Below are 23,883 nucleotides of genomic sequence, written 5' to 3'. Positions count from 1 at the left end.
CGCTCAATCAATTCCGGATTCAGTGAATGACCGGTTCCGTGAATCGATAAATTGCCGACCATGCATGCTTAGTAAGAATTGTCAGCGGGTTGAGGCCATGGACTATGCTTTCAGACGTGTGTTTTCCGGGCCGGTCAGCCCGGTGGCGTGATGAAAGACAAACTATAAAAGAGGTTGAGCGCAGGTGACCACGGATCCTCAGACGCAGCTGCTTTCAGAGCCCGCCCAGGGTGTGCCGTCGGTCATCGATGATATGGCCGGATACCGCCGGGCCTGTCGGATGCTCTCCCGGGGGAGCGGTGCGTTGGCCGCGGATGCTGAACGGGCCTCCGGCTTCCGCTATGGCCACGATGACTACCTGGTGCAGTTCAAGCGCCAGGGGTCGGGGATATTTCTGCTGGACCCACCTGCTCTGATGCAGGCGGGCTGTGACTGGTCTGAATTCAATAAGGCTGTTGATGGGGCCCAATGGATCATTCACGACTCCCCTCAGGATTTGCCCGGCTTCTATGCGCTGGGCATGAGGCCCTCATCGCTCTTCGACACCGAGTTGGCGGCCAGGATGCTCAACCTGGGTCATTATGGTCTGTCTGCAGTGACCGCGCATTACCTGGGGCTGACGCTGGCCAAGGAACACTCTGCCGCAGACTGGTCATATCGTCCACTGCCGCGCGATTGGCGCAATTACGCCGCCTTGGACGTGGAACTGTTGAATCAGTTACGAACGCGCGAACTGGAGGACCTGCGCCGTCACGGCAAGGATGAGTGGGCCAGGCAGGAATTCGCCTGGCTGCTGGGGCAGGGCAAAGTTCCCAAGCCGAAGCCTGAGCAGCCCTGGCGGCATATCTCGCACATCAACGCCCTGCACAACGACCGCCGAGGGCTGGCTGTGGCCCGTTCCCTGTGGACCACCCGAAACCGGCTGGCCCGGCGCTACGACATCGCTCCGACGCTCCTCCTGCCCGACAAGGCCATCATCGAGGCCGGCAGGCTCAAGCCGCATAACAACGCCCAATTCCGGGCCATCCGGTCCTTGAACGAGCGGGTCAGGATCCACACCGGCGGCGAGCAGGACCGGATGTTTGAGCGCTATGCCCCCATCCAGCGCCGGGTCAGGCCCTCGGTCTGGAAACAGGCCATTCTGGAAGCGCTGAGTCTGCCCACCGAAAAGCTGCCGGTGCCTCCCAAGCCTCGGTGTGAGGAGACCAACGCCCCCAAGTCCATGCAGGTCTGGCGGCACCGCCATCCCGACCGGTTTGCCAGGCTGGAGGCAGCGCGCAAGGCGGTGACTGAAGTGGGACACCGGACCAACACCCCTGACGAGATTCTGATCAAGCCCCGCTACCTGCGCAACCTCTGCTGGACTGACGAACCGGAACAGCGTGATGTGGCCGACTTCCTGCGTCAGGAGGGCGCCCGCCCCTGGCAGGTTTCGCTCCTGTCAGAGTCCCTGACTCGCGCTATTATGTAACGGTTGCCTTACTGGCAGATCAAACGGTTTGGATGAATTGGAGCGCAGCGTGAAAATCAGCGTCAGAAACCTCGAGCCCACCAAGGTCAGGCTCACCATCACCGTCGATCCCGATGAGCTGAACCCCTACCTGGATCAGGCCCGTAAGGAGATCGGCAAGCAGGTGACCATCCCCGGCTTCCGTAAGGGCCATGTGCCCGGACCCATCATCGATCAGCGCGTGGGCTTTGCCAGCGTGGCGGGCGAAGCCGTCAACGCCGGTGTGCCCGAACTCTACTCCAAGGCTCTGGAGGAGAAGCAGCTGCACGCCATGGCGCAGCCGCAGATTGATGTAAAAGACATTCCCTCCTCGGCCAAGGACGACACCAAGCTCAAGTTCACCGCCGAGGTCGAGATTCGTCCCAAGTTCGAGCTGCCAGAGATTGAGGGCATGGAGATTGAGGTCCCCAAGCCCGCCGTCACCGACGAGGACGCGGACAAGCGGCTGGACAACCTGCGTCAGCGCTTCGGCACCCTGGTCAGCGTGGATCGCCCCGCATCCAAGGGCGACTACGCCAACATCGACCTTGACGCCGTCATCGACGGCGAGTCCGTGGACTCCCAGCAGGGAGTCAGCTACGAGCTGGGCTCCAACACCATGCTGGATGGTCTGGATGAGGCCCTGGACGGGCTGTCCGCCGGAGAAGAGACCACCTTTGAGGGAACCCTGGAGGCCGGCGAGCACCAGGGCGAGAAGGCCCAGATCAAGGTCAAGGTCAACTCGGTCAAGGCCGAGGAGCTGCCCGACCTGGATGACGAGTTCGCCAAGGAGGCCTCGGAGTTTGAGACCCTGGAGGAGCTGCGCGAGGACGTACGCAAGCAGTGCCAGGTGGATGCCGAGGGTCGGCAGGCCACTGATGCCCGCGATGCCTTCATTGCCAAGCTCCAGGAGGGCTTGGACATCCCGGTGCCCAAGGGTATCAAGCAGTCCATGGTGACCGATCAGCTTAAGAACACCGGCAAGGATCCCGACAAGGCCAGCAAGGACGAGAAGACCGAAGCCGAGGAGAGCGTGGAGAAGGAACTACGCGACCAGATGACCCTGGACGCTCTGGCTGAGAAGCTGGGCATCACGGTCAGCCAGGCCGACGTAACCAACTTCCTGGCCTCCATTGCCCAGCAGTACGGCATGGACCCCAGCGCCTTCATCAACGGCATCGTCCGCAATGGCCAGCTGGGTTCGGCTGTGCAGGAGGTCGGCCGCTCCAAGGGCATGCTGGCCGGCATGCGGGCCGTCACCTTCAAGGATCCCGATGGCCAGGAGGTTGACCTGAGCCGCTTCCTGGGCGAGGATGAGCCCGAGGCCCAGGAGGAGCAGGACGAGAGTGTCCAGGCTGCCTCCGCCGCGGCTGAAGTGGCTGACCAGCTCTCCCAGGATCAGGAGTAGCTTTCAAGGCAAGGGACAGGGCCGCATCCAGGCTGTTTCGCAACTGGGTGCGGCCCTGTCATAGCAGTTGCGCAAAGAGCAGAAAGACCGAGGCCGCGTCGATTGCGGGGGCTACTCTCAATACAGATACGTTTATCGAAGGAGACAGGGTGAACAACTCATTGGCAACCAGTCCCGTGATGGAGGAGGGGGAGGCCCCCACGCCGACCGATCCCATCTTCAACCGACTGCTCAAGGACAGGATCATCTGGCTGGGGGACGAGGTCAAGGACGCCAACGCCAACGTCATCTGCGCACAGATGCTGATGCTGGCGGCCGAGGATCCCAAGAAGGATATCTGGCTCTATATCAACTCGCCTGGCGGTTCCATTACGGCCGGCATGGCCATCTACGACACCATGCAGCTGATCGAGCCCGACGTGGCCACTGTTGCAGTCGGCATGGCGGCTTCAATGGGTCAGTTCCTCCTCTCCAGCGGGGCCAAGGGCAAGCGTTTCGTCACCTCCCACGCGCGGGTGCTCATGCATCAGCCCTCGGGCGGCGTTGGAGGCACGGCCACTGATGTCAGGATCAACGCCGAGCTGATCATGGACATGAAGCGCACACTCTCCCAGTTGACAGCCGAGCAGACCGGCCACACCCTGGAAGAGATCTACCGGGACAACGAATACGATCACTGGTTCACGGCCCAGCAGGCCCTGGAGTACGGCTTCGTCGACCGGATCGTGACCACCCACGGCACTATGACCGCGGATCAAGGGAAGTGAGCACTCCATATGGCATCTGAAGAAGCGCAATTCGTAGCACGGGCCCGTCGACTGGCAGGCCCTCGCGGCCTGGCCGCTGTGCCCACCGACCGCTATGTGCTGCCGCAGTTCGAGGAGCGCACCCCATACGGCTACAAGCGCCAGGACCCCTACACCAGGCTCTTCGACGACAGGATCATCTTCATGGGCGTCCAGGTGGATGACACTTCATCGGACGACATCATGGCCCAGCTCCTGGTTCTGGAGAGCCAGGATCCCAACCGCGACGTGATCATCTACATCAACTCGCCGGGGGGATCCATGACGGCCATGACCGCCATCTATGACACCATGCAGTACATCAAGCCCGATGTACAGACTGTCTGCCTGGGCCAGGCCGCCTCGGCCGCTGCAGTTCTCCTGGCGGCCGGCACCAAGGGCAAGCGTCTGATTCTGCCCAACGCCCGTGTACTGATTCACCAGCCGGCCATGGAGCAGGACTTCGGCAAGGCCACCGAGATCGAAATCCAGGCCAGGGAGATGCTGCGCATGCGCACCTGGCTGGAGGAGACCCTGGCCAAGCACACCGGTCAGGATGTGGAGAAGATCCGCAAGGACATCGAGGTGGACACCATTCTGACCGCCCAGCAGGCAAAGGACTACGGGATGGTGGACGAGGTCCTGGAGCACCGCAACTAGCTCCGGTGACTACGCGCATGATTGATCGTCCGGATGGCGGCGGGCCCCTGGGACCCACGGCCTCCGGACGTTTTTGGCATCATGGACGATGCCAGTTAGAATTTGATTTCGGCGATTCTTGCGGATTCTCCGGGAAGGGAGAGCCATGGGCCGTGTGGTCAGCTACAATGACGGACTGAATCGCTGCGAGTTCTGCGGCAAGGATGAGCACCAGGTGCGCCGCCTGGTCAAGGGTCCTTCCTGCGCCATCTGCGACGAATGCATACGTCTATGCGCCCAGATCATTCAGGAGGACATGGCCAAGGACGCTGCCGACCAGCGGGTGACCCTGCCTGCACCCTCAAAGATATTCGCCTATCTGAACCGGTATGTCATCGGCCAGGAGGCCGCCAAGCGCACGTTGTCGGTGGCGGTCTACAACCACTACAAGCGCGTCAACATGGATCTGGGCGACCGTGGGCGTGCTGCAGACACTGCGATTGAACGCAAGGATGCGGCCCCACGCGTCCAGGTGGACAAGTCCAACATCCTGCTTATGGGCCCCACCGGCGTGGGCAAGACCTACCTGGCGCGGACACTGGCCACCATCATGAACGTTCCCTTCGTCATTGTGGATGCCACCAGCCTGACCGAGGCGGGGTATGTGGGCGAGGACGTGGAATCCGTCCTGCAGGGGCTGCTCCAGGCTGCCGACGGCAACATGGACCTGGCCCAGCGGGGGATTATCTACATTGACGAGATCGACAAGATCGCCAGAAAATCGGGGGAGAACACCTCCATCACCCGGGACGTGTCCGGCGAGGGGGTCCAGCAGGCATTACTCAAGATCATTGAGGGCACCCAGGCCCGCGTGCCGGTACAGGGTTCGCGGCGACACGGTGATGTCCGCACGGTCGTCATGGACACGGCCAACATCCTCTTCATCTGCGGCGGCGCCTTCGTCGGTCTTGAGGAGATTGTCCGCCGGCGGCTGGGTCTGCGGGAGAGCGGATTCTCGGCTACTCAGGGGTCTGACAGGGTGCCCGACGACCGGGTCATGAGCCAGGTCAGGGCCGAGGACCTGGAACAGTTTGGCCTGCTTCCCGAGTTTGTGGGGCGGCTGCCGGTGATCTCCACCCTGGAGCCGCTGGGTGCCGATGAGTTGCGGAGGGTGTTGACCGAACCGGACAATGCCCTTGTCGACCAGTACCGGCGCATGTTCCTGGATGACGGGGCTGATCTGATCTTCACGGATGCCGCCTTAGATCGGGTTGCGGCCGTCGCCCTGGAGCGCAAGGTCGGCGCCCGAGGCTTGCGGGGAATCATTGAGCACACCCTTGAGGCGACCATGTTCGAGCTGCCAGACAGGACGGATGTTTCCCGTGTTGTGGTGGATGCCGATGCCGTGGACGGGACGGGATCGCCCCGGTATGAGACCGGGCAAGGCGTGGCCACAGCTGCTGGTCGTCGTTTGGCTTGACCCTGCCACGATGAGCCCCGCTGTTGACCGGGCCCGATAGGATGATCATTGTTGCCGGAAGGGAGGCCCCATGGGTGCTCGTAGCGCTGTCGTAGTTACGCACAGCCGGGTCCGGGCAAGCGGCCACCTGGTGGATGAGGTCGAGGAGCAGCTGCGCCGGGATGGATTTCGCGTCTCGATTGTCGACAATATTGCCGCCCCGGAATTCGGCAGCCCCAGCCAGAAGGTGGCCGACGACACCGAGATAGTCATCGTTCTGGGTGGCGATGGGACCATTCTGCGTGCTGCAGAGCTGGTCAAGGGCACCCAGGTGCCCATCCTGGGGGTCAACCTGGGTCATGTGGGATTCCTGGCGGAGTTCGAGAGCTTTCAGATAGGGGAGGCCATTCGCAGGGTGGCCGATCATGACTACTCCATCGACGAGCGCATGGTGGCCCATGTGGACCTGTGGATACCCGGGGCCGATCGACCACTGAGCGACTGGGCCCTCAACGATATGACCCTGGAACGATATGATCGGGGCAAGATGATCGAGGTGTCGGTCCGAGTGGACGATGTGGAAATGAGCTCCTTCGGCTGCGACGGCATGATTGTGGCCACCCCGACCGGATCGACGGCCTATGCCTTTTCGGTGGGCGGGCCCATCGTCTGGCCGGATGCGCAGTCGCTGCAGATGGTGCCCATTGCTGCCCATGCCCTTTTTGCCCGATCCCTGATCATCGGTCCAAAGTCGCAATTCACCCTGGATATCCTGAGTGATTCCCAGTCGGCCGGTTGGATTTGCAATGACGGACGCCGTCAGCGGCCAGTGCCCAAGCGCTCCCGCATCGTGGTGCGGCAGTCCCATGACATCCTGCGGCTGGCCAGGCTGTCGGGGGTGCCCTTCACCAGACGGCTTGTCTCCAAGTTCGACCTGCCGGTGGTCGGCTGGAGGGAGCAGCACCGTCCTTCGGCGGCTGCGAATGGACAGGACCAGGGGGAGTCGCAGGAGTCGAACAAGGAGCACTGATGCTGGAAGAGCTGGAAGTACGAGACCTGGGTCCCATCCATCATGCCCTCCTGCGGCCTGCTGCTGGCATGACGGCCATCACCGGGGAGACCGGGGCTGGCAAGTCCATGCTGCTCAACGCCATCAGGCTGATCTCGGGATCCGCTGCCCGACCGCAACTGGTGTCGCCTGGAGCACGCGAGTCGTGGGTCCAGGGGATTTTCGATGCTGGAGCGGCAGGAGACGAGAATCCAGTGATTGCTGCCGTAACCGAGGCTGGCCTGCCCTTGGAGGATGAGGGGCAGATCTTCTTGGCTCGAACCATGCCGGTCAAGGGGCGTTCCCGTGCTGCTCTGAACGGCAGGACGGCCCCTCGTGGCCTGTTGGAGGAGGTGGCTGGGATGATGGTCACTGTCCATGGGCAGTCGGATCAGATGCGTATGGCCAGTCCGGCCCGGCAGCGCGAATTTCTGGATGCCTATGCGGGCGACGGCCCGCAGCTGGAGGCTTTTTCCAAGGCCTTCAGGCAGTACCGACAGGCTCAGGACCATCTGGAGGAGCTGCGTAACCAGCAGTCCGGCGCTATGGCCCAAGCTGATTATCTTCGTGAATCCATTGCCCGGATTGACCGCGTTGACCCTCATTCCGGCGAGGATCGTGAACTCAAGGCCCAGCGGGACCGGATTGAGCATGCTGCCCAGATCAGTCAGGGAGTCATGTCTGCGCTGTCCGCCTTGGACTCCGGCCAAATCGACCCTGATGCTGACGCACCATCGGCCACGGCACTGGTCGAACGGGCCATTGCCGCTTTGGAAGGCATCGGTGTGGAGGGGGTCTTTCAGGAGTCGACCCAGCGGCTGCGGTCGCTGAATGCTGATCTGTCTGATCTGGTCTTCACCCTGAGTAGCCAATTGGATGACGAAGGCCAGGAGGGCGATCTGGACAAGATCAACGCCCGCATCCACGATCTGGATGAGCTGACCCGACGCTGGGGACCGGATATCGATGACGTTCTGGCCTGGCGCAAGAAGGCTGCGTTTGAGCTTGAAGACATGGATGCCTCACCCGAGAAACTGGAGGAGCTTCAGGGTCAGGTTGAACAGCTTCGCGGAAGCGCCTTGAAAGCGGCACGGACTCTGTCTGCGTCTCGAGCCAAGGCTGCACGAAGACTGAGCGATCTTGTTGACGGCGAATTGCACTCTCTGGCCATGTCGGGCGCCGGGCTGGAGATCCGCGTCAGGCCACGCCAGGACCAGGAGATGGACGGGCATGGTTTGGACCAGGTTGACTTTCTCTTCAGACCATATCCAGGTTCGGATCTACTGCCTATGGGTAAAAGCGCCTCGGGCGGCGAACTCAGCAGGCTCATGCTGGCCTTGGAGCTGGTGGCTGCCGAAGGCCGGACCTCATCGGGGCCTGACGGGTCTGGCCATGGACATACTGGTCTCGATTCCCAGGTTGGCGGCCCGACGATGACCTTCATCTTCGACGAGGTGGATGCTGGTGTCGGCGGTCGTGCTGCCGTGGAGCTGGGTCGTCGTCTGGCACGGCTGTCCGTCACCGCCCAGGTTATTGTGGTCACCCACCTGCCGCAGGTGGCTTCCTGGGCCGACCGACAGTTCGTCGTGGCCAAAGGACGTGAAGGTGGCGATGCTGTAGAGACCCTGGTCCGCCAGGTAGAGGGCGAAGACAGAGAGCGGGAGATCGCCCGGATGCTGGCTGGCAGTGAGTCCACGACCTCCCTGAAGCACGCTCGGGAGCTTCTGGCCTCCAGCAGGCTCCAGGCCCGATAGGTCTGGTTGCCGTCTACGCTTTGTCGTGCCAACGTTCGTCGATTTAGTGACTTTGACAAGTCTTGGCGACATTGCTGCTTTTTGCGGCCTTGCCACTGCGTGCTGGACATCTGTGATTTTGCTGCTTTTCGTTTTGATGCTTTGGCCGTACTCATTTGGCTGTTGGTGGCCGTGCGGTACGATCATATTGGATTTTTCGTTGAGTACACCGTGTCTGTCCTCGGCTTGAGCAATGTGGCGGCGACCCTATTCTGATGGCCGTTTGTCTGAATTTGCAATCGTTCAGAATTTCCGCATTGCAGAGCCGTTTTGATTGAATCTTGAACCAAGTAACAGAAGATCAATGGTGAGTTGTCTTCACGGTCAAACTGTTATAGTGTATACATGAACACCGGCACAGCTCAGCCAGGGTCGTCCAGACAATCAATGAAAGGGGCTTGGATGAAGCTGATCATCTCATCCCTGTCCGGACAGCCGATTTATCGGCAGATCGAGGACCAGATACGTTCGGCCATCCTGACTGGAGACCTGAAAGCTGGGGAGGGGCTGCCTTCCCTGCGACATCTCTCACAGGAGCTCAGGGTGTCCGTGTTGACCGTGACCCGCGCCTATACCGAACTCGCTCAAGAGGGTTTGGTGGAGAACATCCAAGGCAAGGGGACTTTCGTGGCCGACAGTGGCGACCAGGTCATGCGGCAGCATTTGGAGGACCGCGTGCAGTCCCTGCTGGGGGAGGCGGTCGATACGGCTCGTCGGGCCGGGATGGATCCGGACCGGATTCGCGGCCTGCTCGACGGCCTGCTTGGCAACAGGGGTTCTGCACCCGCGTCCGAAGAAGGAAAGGAATAGGAGTATGCGTGCATCACCGCCGATGACAACTTCTGTTGAAGGGATCGACTATGCCTTGCGCGTCAGTGACCTGGGGAAAAGCTACGTCAAGGCTGACGGTACGGGTTTCCGTCTGCAGCAGGTCACCATGGACCTACCCATGGGTTACATCATGGGATTGATAGGCCCCAACGGCGCAGGCAAATCCACCCTGATCCGGCTCTTGCTGAACATGACTCGCCGAGACAGCGGAGAAATCAGCATTCTGGGCCGTGATCCCCTGAAACAGGAGGAGGAGGTCAAAGCAGATCTGGGTGTGGTCTTCGATTCCATTTATTTCCTGGAGACATGGAGGGTCAAGGCTGTCGAGCCAGTGATGGCACCCATGTATCCCTCTTGGAACAGTGATCGCTATCAGGACTATCTGCGTCGGTTCGGTCTGCATGAAAATCGCAAAATCGGCAAGCTCTCCCGCGGCATGCAGATGAAACTGATGCTGGCCGTCGCCCTCAGCCACGATGCAAGGCTCTTGATTCTGGATGAGCCCACCAGTGGTCTGGATGTCCTGGCCAGGGACGAGCTCATGGATATTCTGCTGGACTACATCGGGGACGGTCGTCACTCGGTGCTTTTCTCCACGCACATCACCGCGGATCTTGAACGGGTGGCTGACTTCGTCACCTACATCAATCGAGGATCTGTCTTCTACACCGGCCCCAAGGACGAGTTGATGGAGGCTTTTCAGATAGTGAGAGGAGGGCCGGACGATCTGGCTAGAGCACAAATGCCGCATCTGATGGGCTTGCAGCGTTCCGCCACAGGTTTCGAGGCTTTGGTGCCCACTGAACACTTGAAGGATTTTCTGGCATCGGCTTCCCCTGCCGCCGTGGAGCCTTCGGATGGCCGCTACCTGGTGGAGCGGGCCGACTTTGACAACATCATCAGACTGACCGCGGGCTCACCTGCCGCGACCGACAGGAATAAGGAGGTGGAGTCATGAAGGCGATAGCCAAGCAGATCAGGTTGGACATGCAACGTTTCTCAGGAGCAGGGAGAACCTGGGTCGGTGTGCTGATTTTCATGTCCGTTCCTCTCATCGGAATCCTGCTGAACCTGGTCATGGCCCTGACAGGCAATGACGGGGAAGATGCACGGACTGCGTTGACGGGAGCAGTAACCAGCATGGGAATCGGACTGCTTGTAGGCCTGGTATTCGGTATGTTCGTCGATTTCAGCAATACGGCAATTCGCTTGAACGGTCTGCTGCCCATAACACGTGATCACCAGGTATTCGGACGCTATGCTGCTGTAATTCTGCTGGTCTTAGTTCAGTCTTGCGGCTATGCAATATTCTTCTTCTACGCTACTGATTCATTTTTGCATGGACAGGACCATTGGCGCGACACTGTCTTGTTTGCTTCGGGGTTGTTCCTGTTGGAGTCTTTGCTCTTTGCAGTAGCTACACCCTTGTTTTATTGGCTGGAGCCAGTTAAGGCAATGATAGTCTTCCTGGCGCTTCTTGGTTTGGTGCCAATCATGGCCCTTATCGGCAGTTTGCTGCCCTTGGACTGGGGGACCTTCTGGAATTCAATCATGCGATCTTTGACTTCCGACCTGTGGCGGCCGATGGTCCTCGGGCTGGCGGTGATTCTGGCGGCTGATATGGTTTCGATGGTCATATCTCGCAAGGTCTATGCCAGGAAGGAGATCTGAGCCAATTTGTCCAGGTTTCAGGACTGCATGACCGCGTGGCGGACGTAGTCGGACATCTCCCTGGGATCGATGCAGTCCTGAAAGCGCACAGGTGCGCTTTCCAGGGCGCGCAGAGCCTTGGGAGGCCTGGTGTTGGTGGCCTCGGCCAGAATGTCCATGCAGCCGAAATCGCTGTCCGGGGTCTCCAGACCCAGGGATTGGCAGACCACCCGGGGGAACTTGTAAGGACTGGCCGTGGAAAGCAGCACACGGGGCACAGCGGAATCCCTGTCGGTCTGCCCGGTCATGACCTGGTAACCGCAGGCCGTATGCGGATCGATCAGGTATCCCCGGTCCTCCCAGCAGTTGCCAATGGCCGATGCCACCTGGTCCTCGTCAGCCCAGCCGCAGGAGAAGAGTCCGCGGATTCTGGTCATAACGGCTTCGGGCACCTGGTATCGTCCCGTGGACTCCAAATCGCTCATAAGCGAGGCAATCAGTTTGGTGTCGCCGTCGGCCATGTAGTAGAGCATCCGCTCCAGGTTGGAGGAGATCAGGATGTCCATGCTGGGGGAAGTGGTGGTGTAGAAGGGACGATTGCGGTCATAGATGCCGCTGGTCAGGAAGTCGTTGAGGACCCGGTTGCGGTCCGAGGCCACGGTCAGGCGGGCCACCGGAAGGCCCATCATCTTGGCATAGTATCCGGCCAGCACATCGCCGAAGTTGCCGGTGGGCACGCAGAACTCGACCGGATCCCCAGGTCCGATCACCCCCCGTTCCATCAGGGACCCATAGGCCCGGAAGTAATAGACGACCTGCGGTGCCAGGCGGCCCACATTGATGGAGTTGGCCGACGAGAGAACGGTTGAGGCCTTCTCGTCCAGCTCACAAGCCAAATCAGCGTCGGCGAAGATGGACTTGACTGCGGACTGGGCATCGTCGAAATTGCCCCGAACCGCGCAGACCTGCAGGTTGCCGCCCTCCTGGGTGACCATCTGCAGGCGCTGGATCTGACTGACCTTGCCTTGAGGGTAGAAGACGGTGATGCCCGTGCCCGGCGCGTCTGCGAAACCGGCCAGCGCCGCCTTGCCCGTGTCTCCGGAGGTGGCCGTAAGCACCATGATCCGTTCGCCATCATCCCCGGCCAGGGCCATCAGTCTCGGCAGAAGCTGCAAGGCCACGTCCTTGAAGGCCGAGGTGGGACCGCGGAAGAGCTCCAGTACGAAGTCGTTGCCGCCCAGGTCCACCAGAGGGGTGATTGCCGGATCGGACCACTGTTCTCCGTAGGCCGCGTCCAGGCAGGAGTCCAGCTGAGCGGAGGAGTAATCGCTCAGCAGTCCCGAAAGGACCAGTTTGGCCGTGCCCTTGTAGTCCAGGCCGGCAACCGTGGCAGGGTCGATGGTCAGTGCATCCAGTCCATCGCTGACGTAGAGTCCGCCGTCAGGAGCCAGGCCTCGTCTGATGGCCTGCTTGGACTGCAGCTGCTCCTTGCCGCCTCGGGTGCTGTGGTATGTGCTCATGGTTGCCTGCCCCTCCGCCATGTCGCCGAACTGATCATTACCAGGGCATTCTACCCCGTACAGGAGTCCGAACCATGACCTTGCTCGGCTCGCGGAGGAAACCGTCTATGGACTCCACGGCCTGCCAGGGGTCGGTATGGCGTACAGTATTGCCCACCAGCCCCTGTACCCGAGGCTGTAAGTTAAAGACAAAGGAGCGACCCATGGTCGAAGAGAACCCGGTACAGCAATCCTACGATGTCCTGAACTCTTCGATCTCGCAGGTGGATCCGGAGATAGCTGCACTGCTGGATGGAGAGTTGGAGCGTCAACGCGGTGGTCTGGAGATGATCGCCTCAGAGAACTTCGTGCCCAAGGCCGTTTTACAGGCCCAGGGATCCGTACTGACCAACAAGTATGCCGAGGGCTATCCTGGCAGACGCTACTACGGTGGTTGCGAGTGGGTGGACCAGGTCGAGAACCTGGCCCGGGACCGCGCCAAGGCCCTCTTCGGCGCCGAGTACGCCAATGTCCAGCCTCATTCGGGCGCGCAGGCCAACGCCGCCGTCTATCAGGCCCTGATCAAGCCCGGCGACACCGTGTTGGGCCTGGCCCTGGACCACGGCGGCCACCTGACCCACGGTATGAAGATCAATTTTTCCGGACGTTTTTACCATGCTGAATCCTACGGGGTCGATCCGAAGACCTTCCGCATCGAGCCCGAGATCATCCGCCAGCGGGCCCTGGAAACCCATCCAGCCCTGATCATCGGCGGATGGAGCGCCTATCCGCGTATTGAGGACTTCGCAGCCATGAAGGAAATCGCCGACGAGGTGGGTGCCAAGTTCTGGGTGGATATGGCCCACTTCGCGGGTATGGTGGCAGCCGGCCTGCATCCCAGCCCGGTGCCCTATGCCGATGTGGTCTCCTCCACGGCCCACAAGACTCTGGGCGGACCCCGCTCCGGGTTCATCCTGGCCCGTCAGGAGTATGCCAAGAAGCTCAACTCCTCGGTCTTCCCCGGTAACCAGGGCGGCCCTCTCATGCATGTGATCGCGGCCAAGGCCGTGGCCTTCAAGCTGGCCGGCACGCCTGAATTCAAGGAACGCATGGAACGCACCCTGGAGGGCGCAAAGATTCTGGCCGAACGCCTGATGGCCAAGGATGTGGCCGACAACGGCATCACCGTGCTCACAGGGGGGACGGACGTTCACCTGGTCATGGTGGATCTGCGCAACAGCGAGATGGACGGCCGTCAAGGGGAGGACCTGCTGGCCAAGATCGGCATCACCGTCAACCGCAATACGGTGCCCTTCGATCCGCGCCCGGCCTCTGTGGCCTCAGGTCTGCGCATCGGGACCTCCGCCCTGGCTACTCGCGGATTCGGCCCGGCCCAGTACGAGGAGGTGGCCGATGTGATTGGCACTGCGCTGGCCCAGGGCCCCCAGGCGGATCTGGATGCCCTCAAGGCCCGGGTGGACCGGCTGGTTGAGGCCTTCCCGCTCTATCCTGAGCTGGATCAGACCCACTGATTGGCCCTTGGAGGAGGGAGGTGCAGCAATGCCCTCCCTCCTCTTGTTATTATTGCCCTCGCTGTGGGTTACAATCGGTACAGAATATGGGTCTGGCGGACCCTTGAGGGCGAAAGGATCTGACGAACATGAGTGAAAGCGAGAACTCCGGTCGCCAGGATGTGTTCGATCGGGTCTGTGCCATGGCCGATGCAGCGGCTGCTGCACAGGCAGGTCTGGCGGGCGTGACCGGTCAGGCCAGGAACGCTCTCTTGCTGGCCCTGGCCGATGCACTGATCGACCAGGCCGATCAGATTGCCGCAGTCAATAAGCAGGACTGCACCCAGGCTTTTGAAGAAGGAATGAGCGCCGGTCTGATCGATCGTCTGCGTTTGGACAAGGTTCGTATTGCGGACGCCGCCCGGGGCGTGCGCATGGTGGCTGGGCTGACCGATCCACTGGGCGAGGTGGTTCGTGGCCATGACATGCCAAACGGCATGCGGCTCAATCAGGTGCGGGTTCCCCTGGGGGTAGTGGCCATGATCTATGAGGCCCGACCCAATGTCACCATCGATGTGGTGGCCCTCTGCCTCAAGTCCGGCAATGCGGCCCTCCTGCGAGGGGGTCACGCGGCCGAACGCACCAATCGCGCCCTGGTGGAGCTGATAGGCGGGGTGCTTCGTGAGCAGGGGTTGAATCCGGCTCTGGTGGCCTCCGTGGACCGATACGGTCGCGAAGGGGCCCAGGCTCTGATGAAGGCACGGGGTCATATCGACCTGCTGGTGCCCAGGGGTGGCCGAGGGCTGATTCGCAGCGTAATCGAGCAGGCCACCGTGCCCACCATCGAGACCGGGGCTGGCAATGTCCATATTTACGTGGACCGTTCGGTGGATATGGATCAGGCCATTCCCGTCATCGTCAACGCCAAGACCCAGCGGGTGGGTGTCTGCAACGCCGCTGAAAAGCTGATTGTCCACCGGGATGTGGCCGCTGAGTTCCTGCCACGTGTGGCCCAGGCGCTGACCCGGGCCCAGGTCGAGCTGCACCTGGACGCTGTCTCCATGGACATCCTGGCCGGGCATGGTCTTCCTGAAGAACTGCTGGTCCGCGCTGAGGAAGCCGACTGGGACCGTGAGTATCTGGATTTGAAAATGGGGGTGCGCGTGGTGGACTCCCTTGACCAGGCCATCGAGCACATCAACCGTCACTCCACCGGCCATACCGAGGCCATCCTGGCCAGGGACTATGAGGCTGTCGAAGAGTTCTCCCGCCGGGTGGATTCAGCCGTGATCATGGTCAACGCCTCAACGCGATTCACCGATGGAGGCATGTTCGGCATGGGTGCCGAGCTGGGCATCTCCACCCAGAAGCTGCATGCCCGAGGACCCATGGGTCTGCAGGAACTGACCACCACCAAATGGATCGGCTACGGCAGGGGGCAGGTGCGGCCGTGAACGAGAAGATCGAAGAGCTCTTCCAACGCGAGCACGACAATCCGCGTATCTGGCTGAGAGTGGCTTCAGAGCGGCTGAGCCTGCTTCGGTACGTCTTTCTGGTCCAAATCGAGGACGGCATCCCTGATGCAGACCAGCGCTCCTGCCTGGAGTATGCCGATGCAGTCCTGATTGGATGGCCGGACGAGCATGCCGATGATGTGTACGACCTGGACCAGGACCAGCTCAACCAGGTCAGGCATGACATCACCGTCATGGAGGAACGGGTGCCTGTCTTCCGCAAACAGGAGCAGGAGGGGCGCATTGCCGACCTGTCCGATTCATTGATAGCCATCACCGGATGCGTGGCCCAGGTTCGTCAAGCCTACCAGCCAGGCTTTCCCCTGCCCACCTACTCTGAGATCCGCCGTGTGGTCCAGGAGGAGTGGAATGCCGACATGGAACGAATTGATCCCGACCGTGTCAACCCCAGCGCCGAGCAGATGCGCCAGGAGGCGGAATCCGAGAATGAGGAGAACGCCTCGGAAGCCAGACGGGAGGGCGAGCAGGCGTGAACCGGATGATGTCTGAGCTGTCCAAGGAGGGGGAATCTGGACAGGAGCCATCAGATATTGACGGGGCCTGTAGGTCGGTCCACCCTAACCGTCGTCCCCGGGTTGGAATCATGGGCGGTACCTTCGACCCCATCCATAATGGCCACTTGGTAGCTGCCTCGGAGGTGGCCTGGGTCTACGACCTGGATGAGGTCATCTTTGTGCCCACCGGCCGCCCGGCGTTCAAGCTGAACAAGACTGTGACCAATGCTGAGGACCGTTATCTGATGACCGTGATCGCCACGGCCTCCAACCCCAAGTTCACGGTCTCCCGGGTGGACATTGAGCGCCCCGGCATCACCTATACCGTGGATACCCTGCGCGACATCAAGCGGATGCGTCCCGACAGTGACCTTTTCTTCATCACCGGGGCGGACGCCGTGGCCGAGATCATGCGTTGGAAGGATGCCAACCGGATGTGGGATCTGGCCAAGTTCGTGGCCGTCTCCCGACCCGGCTACTCCTCCAGCCTGGACAACCTTCAGGTGCCTGCGCAGCGGGTGGATACCTTGGAGATCCCGGCGCTGTCCATCTCGTCCACGGACGTGCGCCGTCGCTCGGCCCGGGGTATGCCGGTCTGGTACCTGGTCCCGGATGGGGTGGTGCAGTATATCAACAAGCACGGGCTCTACCGTTCGGCTTCCTGAGCTTCGTATACCGTCGGACTCGCCAACACGAACTGCCCTGCTGTGTCAGCGCGCGCCATTATCATGGAGGCTGTCCGCTTCAGCGAAAACAACGTTTGGAGATATGGTGAGCGCGATACTCAAAGGCAGACCAGGAAAAAATCTCATACTTGTCACAGGCCGGACCCATCCCAGACTCGCGGCGGACGTGGCCGATCAACTCGGCATTGACGTCCTGGAGACGACAGCATACGACTTTGCCAACGGTGAGATGTATGTGCGTTATACGGAGTCGGTGCGTGGAGCCGATGTCTTCGTTTTGCAGACCCACTCCGACCCGGTCAACAAGTCCATCATGGAGCAGCTGATCATGATCGATGCCCTCAAGAGGGCATCGGCGCGGTCCATCACCGCTGTCTGCCCACTCCTGGGCTACTCCCGTCAGGACAAGAAGCATCTGGGCCGTGAGCCCATCTCCTGCCGGCTCATGTTCGACCTGCTCAAGGCAGCCGGCGCGGACCGAATCATGTCGGTGGACCTGCACGCCGCCCAGTCCCAGGGCTTCTTCGACGGGCCCGTGGACCACCTGATCGCCATGCCCGTGCTGGTGGACTATGTGCGCGACCGGATGGACCTGTCCAAGGTGGCCGTGGTCTCTCCTGATGCAGGCCGCATCCGGGTGGCCGAGCAGTGGGCCCAGCGCCTGGGAGGCGTGCCCCTGGCCTTCATCCACAAGACCCGTGATATCACCCAGCCCAACAAGGCTGTGGCCCACCGGGTGGTGGGCGACGTGCGCGGCCTGGACTGCGTGCTGGTGGACGACTTGATCGACACTGGTGGCACCATTGCCGAGGCCTGCAACGTGCTGGATGAGGCTGGCGCCAACTCCATCACCATCGTGGCCACCCATGGCGTCATGTCCGGACCTGCCGTGGAACGGCTCAAGTCCTGCCAGGCCAAGGAGGTCATTCTGACCGACACGGTCCCCATTCCCCAGGAGAAGCGCTGGGACGGGCTGACCGTCCTGTCCATCGCGCCCCTGCTGGCCTCGGCCATCAAGGCGGTCTTCGAGGACGGCTCGGTGGCCCGCCTCTTCGACACTTATCCAGCCCATCACGGCCAGGGCTTCCTCTTCGCTTAAAGCCTTGCCTATCTGGCATGGCGTGGCGTAATCGTCCGGCTGTGGCATAATGAACCTGGCGGGGCCCTAGGGTTCCGCCTTTCCCCCATGGTGTAAAGGCAGCACACGGGTCTTTGGAACCCTTAGTCTTGGTTCGAATCCAGGTGGGGGAGCTTACGCTCGCCGATTCCGGTCGGAGACGGCCTCCTTGGGGTCGGTGACCAACCGAAAGGAACTGTCTTGGCAGTCAAGAAGATCGAAACCTGGCTCACCGACATGGACGGCGTGCTGGTGCACGAGAACACGGCCCTGCCTGGCGCTGCCGAATTCATCGACACCCTCAAGCGCAACAACCGCCAGTATCTGGTGCTGACCAACAATCCCATCTACACCCCTCGTGACCTTTCGGCCCGCCTTGGGCGTTCGGGCATCGACGTGCCCGAGGATAGGATCTGGACCTCGGCCCTGGCCACCGCCGACTTCGTATCCCGGACCATGCCGCGGGGATCGGCCTATGTGATCGGCGAGGCCGGGCTGACCACGGCCCTGCACGAGGCCGGGTTCATCCTTTCCGACATCAACCCGGACTATGTGATCCTGGGCGAGACCCGGACGTACTCCTTTGAGTCCATCACCACAGCCATTCGCCTGATCCTTGGTGGGGCCCGCTTCATCTGCACCAATCCTGACGCCACCGGTCCCAGCGAGAACGGCGTCCTGCCGGCGGCTGGCGCGGTGGCGGCCCTGGTGACCAAGGCAACCAACCGTGAGCCCTACTTTGTGGGCAAGCCCAACCCGATCATGTTCCGCACGGCCCTGAACAGGGTGGGTGGCCACTCCGAGACCACAGCCATGATTGGCGACCGGATGGATACCGATGTGGTGGCTGGAGTCGAGGCTGGTCTGAATACCTTCCTGGTGCTGACCGGCATCACTACACGATCCGAGGTGGAGACCTTCCCCTACCGCCCTGACCAGGTGGTGGACTCCATTCAGGATCTGATCGACATCGCCGAGAGCGGGGTGGTGGAGTTTTGAGCGGGGTGCAGACGCTGACCGCTGGCATCATCCTGGCCGCAGGCGAGGGTGTCCGCATGCGCTCGGCCCATCCCAAGGTTCTGCACACCCTGGCCGGAAAGACCTTTCTGCAGAGGGTCATGACCTCGGTGACCGCCCTCAATCCCGAGCTGACGGCAGTGGTGGTTCATCATCAGGCCGACCTGGTGGCGCAGGCTGCACGGTCCTACGATCCCCAGGTGCGCATCGTGCGCCAGGACAGCCGACCAGGCACGGGGCGTGCGGTCCAGTGCGCCGTGGACCAGCTGGATGGCGAGCTCCAGCACGACGGCCAGGTGCTGATCGTCGCCTCGGACATGCCCCTGCTGGACGCGGACACGCTGCATAGCCTGCTCGACTACCATGTCAGCTCCGGTGACGGAGCCACGGTACTGACGGTCAATCTGGATGATCCCACCGGATACGGCCGCATCATTCGCGACCAGGATGGACGGGTCCTGCGCATCGTCGAACAGCGGGATGCCACCGGCACTGAACTGGCCGTCAAGGAGGTCAACACCTCCGTTTACGTGTTTGAGGCTGACCTGCTGCGACAGGCGGTCCGCGGCCTGGACGACAGCAATGCCCAGGGAGAGTTCTATCTGACCGATGCCTTGGAGACGGCCCGCCGCCTGGGTCGGGTCGGGGCCTTCGCCGCTCCTGATCCGCTCAAAGTCGAAGGCGTCAACGATCGAATCCAGTTGGCTGATCTGGCCAAGGCCCATAACCTGCAGGTCTGCCGAGAGTTCATGCGCCAAGGGGTCACCATTCTGGATCCGTCCACCACCTGGATCGACGACGACGTGGTCATCCAGCAGGATGCCGTCATTCTGCCCGGTTGCTTCCTGCAGGGTCATACCGAGATTGCCTCGGACGCGGTCGTCGGTCCCTATACCACCCTGATCGACGCCATCGTCGAGCCACAGGCCAAGGTGGAGCGTTCCCATGTGCAGGAGACCCGGATTGGAGCCCGGGCCAACATCGGCCCCTGGACCTATCTGAGGGCTGGCAACGTCCTTGCCGAGGACACCAAGGCCGGGGCCTTCGTCGAGATGAAGAAGGCCACCATCGACCACGGGACCAAGGTTCCCCACCTTTCCTATGTGGGGGATGCGCACATAGGCCACGACAGCAACGTGGGTGGCGGATCCATCACGGCCAACTACGATGGCGTGCACAAGAACCGCACCGAGATCGGGTCGGAAGTGCACGTGGGCGCAGGGAATCTCTTCGTAGCTCCGGTCCAGGTGGGCGACGGAGTCACGACCGGGGCCGGTTCGGTCATCCGCCATCCGGTCGAGGACGGAGCCATGGTCTATTCCACCAATGACCAGCATCAGGTTCCGGACTGGAAGCCCGCCTGGGAACGGTAACCATGACAGCATCTGCTTCACAACGAGGAAAGGCGTGACAAGTGCCAGCATTGCAGGAATCCATCGACGCGGTCCGGGTGGCCGCTCGGGCTGCCAACGATGTCAAAGCCATGGACATCGTGGCCTTCGACGTCTCCCAACCCATTGCCATCACCGACATCTTCATGGTGGCCACCGGCAGCAACGAACGACAGGTCCTGGCCATCGCCGAGGAGGTGGAGAAGCAGCTGCATCTGCAAAAGAATCTGGATCCACGATCGCGGGAGGGCATCCAGGAGGCTCAGTGGGTTCTGCTGGACTACGGTGACTTCGTCATCCACATCATGCACAAGCAGGCCCGGGCCTACTACGACCTGGAACGGCTCTGGAAGGACTGCCCCCAGGTGGATGTGCAGTTGGAGCACCCCTTCACCCTTGCCGATGACGACCCGGATGACCAGGTGGCCTCCAAGGCGGATGATCTGAATGGGGATGATCTGCGCAGCCGTTTCGCTGACCCTCAGGACAACCATGACTGATTCGGATACCGCCGCTGAAAATGGACGGCATGTGCGCTCCTTGACCGTGGTCCGTCATGGGCAGACCGCATACAATGCAGGACACAGGATGCAGGGCCAGATCGACATTCCCCTCAACAGCGTAGGCCGCTGGCAGGTGGAGAGGACCGCCGAGGAGCTGCGGGCCGAGTATGTGGATGGCGTCCCCCAAGACCGTCATCTGCTGGTGATCTCCTCTGACCTGGGCCGTGCTGCCGCCACCGCCCACGCCTTCGCCGACCCCTTGGGCCAGACGGTCCATCTCGATCCTGGGCTGCGCGAACGCGGCTTCGGCGAGTGGGAGGGAGCCAGCGCCGATGAGGTTCGTCAACGCTGGCCCGAGGATTACGAATCCTGGTCCCGGGGTGCCGGGGGAGAGCTGCTCCACGGTGCCGAGACCAAGGCTCAAGTCGGCAAACGAGGCCTGGAAACCCTGAACCGATGGATCCACCGGGCTGGTCCGGACACGGATCTCATGGTCTTCTCACATGGGTCTTTCATTGCCGAGGCCCTTCAGGCTCTGCTGGGCATGGCCAGTGCGTACCCCGAATACCTGGGTCTGGTCACCATGCGGAACGCCCATTGGGCCCGATTGATGCCACGAGACCTGCCAGGCGGTGGTCTGCGCTGGTCCATGATCGACTACAATCGTGGTCCGGCCATCGCCATGCGGGGGGATTGGGACAATCCCCGAGGGCTGGTCCAGATCGACTGAGGTCCTAGGCGGTCGGCCGACCATCACACTATCGCCATGACCACCAGCTACCATAAGAGCGCAGCCACCAGCCGTTGGATCAAAAGGGGTCGGAGTGAAGCAGTTCTTTCATGACATTTCCTGGGCGCAAATCATCGCCGGCGCTCTTGCGGCCATGACCTCCTTCTGGCTGGCCGCCAAGATCGGCGTGGCAGGATCCATCATCGGCGTAGCCATCGGTTCCATCGTCTCCGCCGTGGCCTCGCAGATCTACAAGAATGTTCTGGAAGCCTCCGGCCAGAAGCTGCAGGAGTCCGTGGTCGGCAGTGCTGACCAGGATGATGATGACTCCAAAACAGGATCGAATGACGATTCGGATGCCGATGGACAGACCACCATGCTACCGGCCCAGGGCAAGGGTCGTTCTGACGATTATAGCGATGCTGCCGACGGATCAACCCAGGTCATGGCCCCTGTAGATGGTTCCACCCAAGTCATGCCTCCTGTCGGTGACGAAAAGTCGACAGCCAAGACCGGTAGGACCATTTCATCCAGCAATGGTCCAAGAACCCATGCGGCCTCCATTACGGCAACCAGCAGGAAAAAGCTGGATCAGCGCCACCGCAACGTCATCATCGTCTCCGTGGTGAGCGCCCTGGTGGCCGTACTGCTTTCCGCCTTGGCCATCAATGCCCTGACCAAAGGCGAAGGCACCGACAAGGTGGTTCGCAACGTCGTCAGCCCACCGGCCAGCCAGGTGGTAACCCCCAGCCAGGAGGAGGAGACTCCCTCAAAGCCCGCGCAGCGCACAGAGGAGCCTGAGAACCAGCCGACCCCGGGTGCCCCTCAGAGCCAGCCGTCCGGAACAAAACAGAACCAAAGCACCGAACAAGGGTCAGGACAGGTGCAGCAGCAGGGAGGGAAACCCACGAGCTCACCTTCGCCGTCTGCTGATGCGACCGGCTCCACGCCCAGTCCCTCAAACACGGCTTCTACGCCGCAGTCGTCACCGACGAGCACGACAAATTCCTCGCCTCTTAACTGATCTGCCGTTCGGCGCGGCACACGCATCCCACCATGTAATGTGACTAGGGTCACTTTCGGTCGGTCCATAAGGTCCGTCCCCAAGGATCTGGTCCCGAAGGCGGGACCAGCAATGAGAAAGGTGTGTATATGCGCAAGGTTCTGTGCTCTCCGGGCTCCTATGTTCAGCAGGAGGGCGCCATGGGAAAGCTGGCCGGGGAATACGCGGCTCTGGGCACCAAGGGCGCCCATCTGATCGTCGATCCGGTCATCGACGGGCTCTACCACGACGACATTGTCGCCTCCTTTGAGCACGATGGGATCCCCTACGAACTGATGAAATTCGGCGGCGAGTGCTCCATGGAGGAGGTCGACCGCCATCGTGCCCATTTGGGCGACAGCGACGCAGTGATCGGTATAGGTGGCGGCAAGACCTTGGATACCGCCAAGGCCGTGGCCCACTTCGCCCACCTGCCGGTCATGATTGTGCCCACGGCGGCTTCATCGGATGCGCCCTGCTCAAGGCTCTCTGTGCTCTACACGCCTGAGGGTGTTTTCGACCGTTATCTGCCCCTGCCTGCCAACCCGAACGTGGTCCTGATGGATACCGACGTGATCGCCAGGGCCCCGGTGCGCTTCCTGGTATCAGGGCTGGGCGATGCCTTCGCTACCTACTATGAGGCGGCTGCCTGCGTGCAGTCGAACGCGGTGACCATGACCGGGGGGCACGCCACCATGGCCGCCTTCGCCCTGGCCCGTCTCTGCCGCGACACCCTGCTGGAGGATGGGGTCAAGGCCGTGGCCGCTGCCAAGGCCGGTGTGCGCACAGCCGCTCTTGAGAAGATCATCGAGGCCAACACCCTGCTGAGCGGTCTGGGCTTCGAGAGCTCCGGTCTGGCTGCCGCCCACGCCATTCATGACGGGATGACCGCCCTGGAGGGCACCCACTCCATGCTGCACGGAGAAAAGGTGGCCTTCGGCACCCTGGCACAGCTGGTCCTTGAGGACCATCCCCTGGAGGAGACCCGCAGGGTCTACGGCTTCTTCCGTAGCGTGGGTCTGCCCACCTCCCTGGAGCAGATCGGTATTGGGCAGGCCAGCGATGAGGATCTGCTCAAGGTCGGCGAACATGCCTGCGGTCCTGACGAGACCATGGGCAACATGCCCTTCGAGGTGACCCCCACCGATGTGGCTCACGCCCTGCGCGCAGCTGATCAGCTGGGTAAGCAGCTCTGAGTTCTCTTTCTCTGATCCCTCTTTACAAGTACAGGCGGCCGCCGGCATGAAGTCGACGAC

Annotated in this window: 22 protein-coding genes and 1 tRNA gene; 22 read left to right on the top strand and 1 reads right to left on the bottom strand. The window is 61.6% G+C overall.

Features of this window, described 5'->3' with window-relative positions; all coding sequences use genetic code 11:
* The first annotated feature begins 184 nt into the window (after positions 1–184).
* The 10 genes from H3T89_RS06330 (at position 185) to H3T89_RS06285 (ending at position 11,123) form a co-directional block, all read left to right on the top strand.
* Positions 185–1,471 (top strand): HRDC domain-containing protein, encoded by a 1,287-nt coding sequence (locus H3T89_RS06330; RefSeq protein WP_198216549.1) that lies wholly within the window; start codon positions 185–187, stop codon positions 1,469–1,471.
* Positions 1,472–1,520: 49 nt separating this feature from the next.
* Positions 1,521–2,897 carry a trigger factor gene (gene tig, locus H3T89_RS06325; protein WP_198216548.1) on the top strand — a complete coding sequence of 459 codons (1,377 nt, stop codon included), beginning with the start codon at positions 1,521–1,523 and terminating at the stop codon, positions 2,895–2,897.
* A gap of 179 nt (positions 2,898–3,076) precedes the next feature.
* Positions 3,077–3,664 carry an ATP-dependent Clp protease proteolytic subunit gene (locus H3T89_RS06320; RefSeq protein ID WP_029678947.1) on the top strand — a complete coding sequence of 196 codons (588 nt, stop codon included), beginning with the start codon at positions 3,077–3,079 and terminating at the stop codon, positions 3,662–3,664.
* 9 nt (positions 3,665–3,673) lie between these two features.
* A complete protein-coding gene (locus tag H3T89_RS06315) occupies positions 3,674–4,342 on the top strand; it encodes an ATP-dependent Clp protease proteolytic subunit (protein WP_198216547.1) in 669 nt (222 codons plus the stop codon).
* Positions 4,343–4,487: 145 nt separating this feature from the next.
* Complete coding sequence (gene clpX / locus H3T89_RS06310) at positions 4,488–5,801, top strand: ATP-dependent Clp protease ATP-binding subunit ClpX (RefSeq protein ID WP_198216546.1); 1,314 nt, start codon at positions 4,488–4,490, stop codon at positions 5,799–5,801.
* Between the two features lie 70 nt (positions 5,802–5,871).
* The gene (locus H3T89_RS06305) at positions 5,872–6,810 is read left to right on the top strand and encodes an NAD kinase (RefSeq protein WP_110417065.1); all 939 of its coding nucleotides are present in this window, start codon (positions 5,872–5,874) and stop codon (positions 6,808–6,810) included.
* Positions 6,810–8,582: a DNA repair protein RecN gene (locus H3T89_RS06300; protein ID WP_198216545.1), complete on the top strand. Its 1,773-nt coding sequence runs from the start codon at positions 6,810–6,812 to the stop codon at positions 8,580–8,582. The genes H3T89_RS06305 and H3T89_RS06300 overlap by 1 nt, the downstream gene beginning before the upstream one ends.
* Before the next feature lie 441 nt (positions 8,583–9,023).
* Positions 9,024–9,431, top strand: a complete 408-nt coding sequence (locus H3T89_RS06295) for a GntR family transcriptional regulator (protein ID WP_198216544.1) — start codon at positions 9,024–9,026, stop codon at positions 9,429–9,431.
* A 22-nt stretch (positions 9,432–9,453) separates the two neighbouring features.
* Positions 9,454–10,410 carry an ABC transporter ATP-binding protein gene (locus H3T89_RS06290; protein ID WP_415873475.1) on the top strand — a complete coding sequence of 319 codons (957 nt, stop codon included), beginning with the start codon at positions 9,454–9,456 and terminating at the stop codon, positions 10,408–10,410.
* Positions 10,407–11,123 carry an ABC-2 transporter permease gene (locus H3T89_RS06285; protein WP_198216542.1) on the top strand — a complete coding sequence of 239 codons (717 nt, stop codon included), beginning with the start codon at positions 10,407–10,409 and terminating at the stop codon, positions 11,121–11,123. Before H3T89_RS06290 ends, H3T89_RS06285 begins: the two co-directional genes overlap by 4 nt.
* Positions 11,124–11,140: 17 nt before the next feature.
* On the opposite strand, the gene thrC is transcribed toward H3T89_RS06285, so the two are convergent.
* Positions 11,141–12,622, bottom strand: coding sequence for a threonine synthase (thrC, locus tag H3T89_RS06280; RefSeq protein WP_198216541.1), 1,482 nt, complete (start codon positions 12,620–12,622; stop codon positions 11,141–11,143).
* 203 nt (positions 12,623–12,825) lie between these two features.
* Between thrC and glyA the strand changes: the two genes are divergently transcribed.
* From glyA to H3T89_RS06220, 12 genes are all read left to right on the top strand, one after another.
* Positions 12,826–14,133 (top strand): serine hydroxymethyltransferase, encoded by a 1,308-nt coding sequence (gene glyA / locus H3T89_RS06275; RefSeq protein WP_110417070.1) that lies wholly within the window; start codon positions 12,826–12,828, stop codon positions 14,131–14,133.
* A gap of 119 nt (positions 14,134–14,252) precedes the next feature.
* Positions 14,253–15,566: a glutamate-5-semialdehyde dehydrogenase gene (locus H3T89_RS06270; protein WP_415873474.1), complete on the top strand. Its 1,314-nt coding sequence runs from the start codon at positions 14,253–14,255 to the stop codon at positions 15,564–15,566.
* Positions 15,563–16,120 (top strand): hypothetical protein, encoded by a 558-nt coding sequence (locus H3T89_RS06265; protein ID WP_015021714.1) that lies wholly within the window; start codon positions 15,563–15,565, stop codon positions 16,118–16,120. Before H3T89_RS06270 ends, H3T89_RS06265 begins: the two co-directional genes overlap by 4 nt.
* A 5-nt stretch (positions 16,121–16,125) precedes the next feature.
* Entirely contained in the window at positions 16,126–16,806 is a 681-nt protein-coding gene (nadD, locus tag H3T89_RS06260) for a nicotinate-nucleotide adenylyltransferase (RefSeq protein ID WP_015021715.1), read from the top strand.
* A gap of 103 nt (positions 16,807–16,909) precedes the next feature.
* On the top strand, positions 16,910–17,926 hold the full coding sequence (locus H3T89_RS06255) for a ribose-phosphate diphosphokinase (protein WP_029676331.1): 1,017 nt from the start codon (positions 16,910–16,912) through the stop codon (positions 17,924–17,926).
* Positions 17,927–18,007: 81 nt separating this feature from the next.
* Positions 18,008–18,078, top strand: a tRNA-Gln gene (locus H3T89_RS06250).
* Between the two features lie 67 nt (positions 18,079–18,145).
* On the top strand, positions 18,146–18,943 hold the full coding sequence (locus H3T89_RS06245; protein ID WP_015021717.1) for an HAD-IIA family hydrolase: 798 nt from the start codon (positions 18,146–18,148) through the stop codon (positions 18,941–18,943).
* 5 nt (positions 18,944–18,948) lie between these two features.
* The gene (gene glmU, locus H3T89_RS06240) at positions 18,949–20,334 is read left to right on the top strand and encodes a bifunctional UDP-N-acetylglucosamine diphosphorylase/glucosamine-1-phosphate N-acetyltransferase GlmU (protein WP_015021718.1); all 1,386 of its coding nucleotides are present in this window, start codon (positions 18,949–18,951) and stop codon (positions 20,332–20,334) included.
* Positions 20,335–20,375: 41 nt separating this feature from the next.
* The gene (gene rsfS / locus H3T89_RS06235) at positions 20,376–20,852 is read left to right on the top strand and encodes a ribosome silencing factor (protein WP_110417073.1); all 477 of its coding nucleotides are present in this window, start codon (positions 20,376–20,378) and stop codon (positions 20,850–20,852) included.
* Entirely contained in the window at positions 20,845–21,585 is a 741-nt protein-coding gene (locus H3T89_RS06230; protein ID WP_198216539.1) for a histidine phosphatase family protein, read from the top strand. The genes rsfS and H3T89_RS06230 overlap by 8 nt, the downstream gene beginning before the upstream one ends.
* Before the next feature lie 94 nt (positions 21,586–21,679).
* Entirely contained in the window at positions 21,680–22,609 is a 930-nt protein-coding gene (locus H3T89_RS06225; protein ID WP_198216538.1) for a hypothetical protein, read from the top strand.
* A 128-nt stretch (positions 22,610–22,737) separates the two neighbouring features.
* The gene (locus H3T89_RS06220) at positions 22,738–23,823 is read left to right on the top strand and encodes a glycerol dehydrogenase (RefSeq protein ID WP_110417075.1); all 1,086 of its coding nucleotides are present in this window, start codon (positions 22,738–22,740) and stop codon (positions 23,821–23,823) included.
* Positions 23,824–23,883 lie beyond the last annotated feature (60 nt).

The organism is Bifidobacterium sp. W8114, from assembly GCF_016101165.1.
GTDB lineage: Bacteria > Actinomycetota > Actinomycetes > Actinomycetales > Bifidobacteriaceae > Bombiscardovia > Bombiscardovia asteroides.
This window is presented reverse-complemented; position numbering and strand designations above follow the sequence as displayed.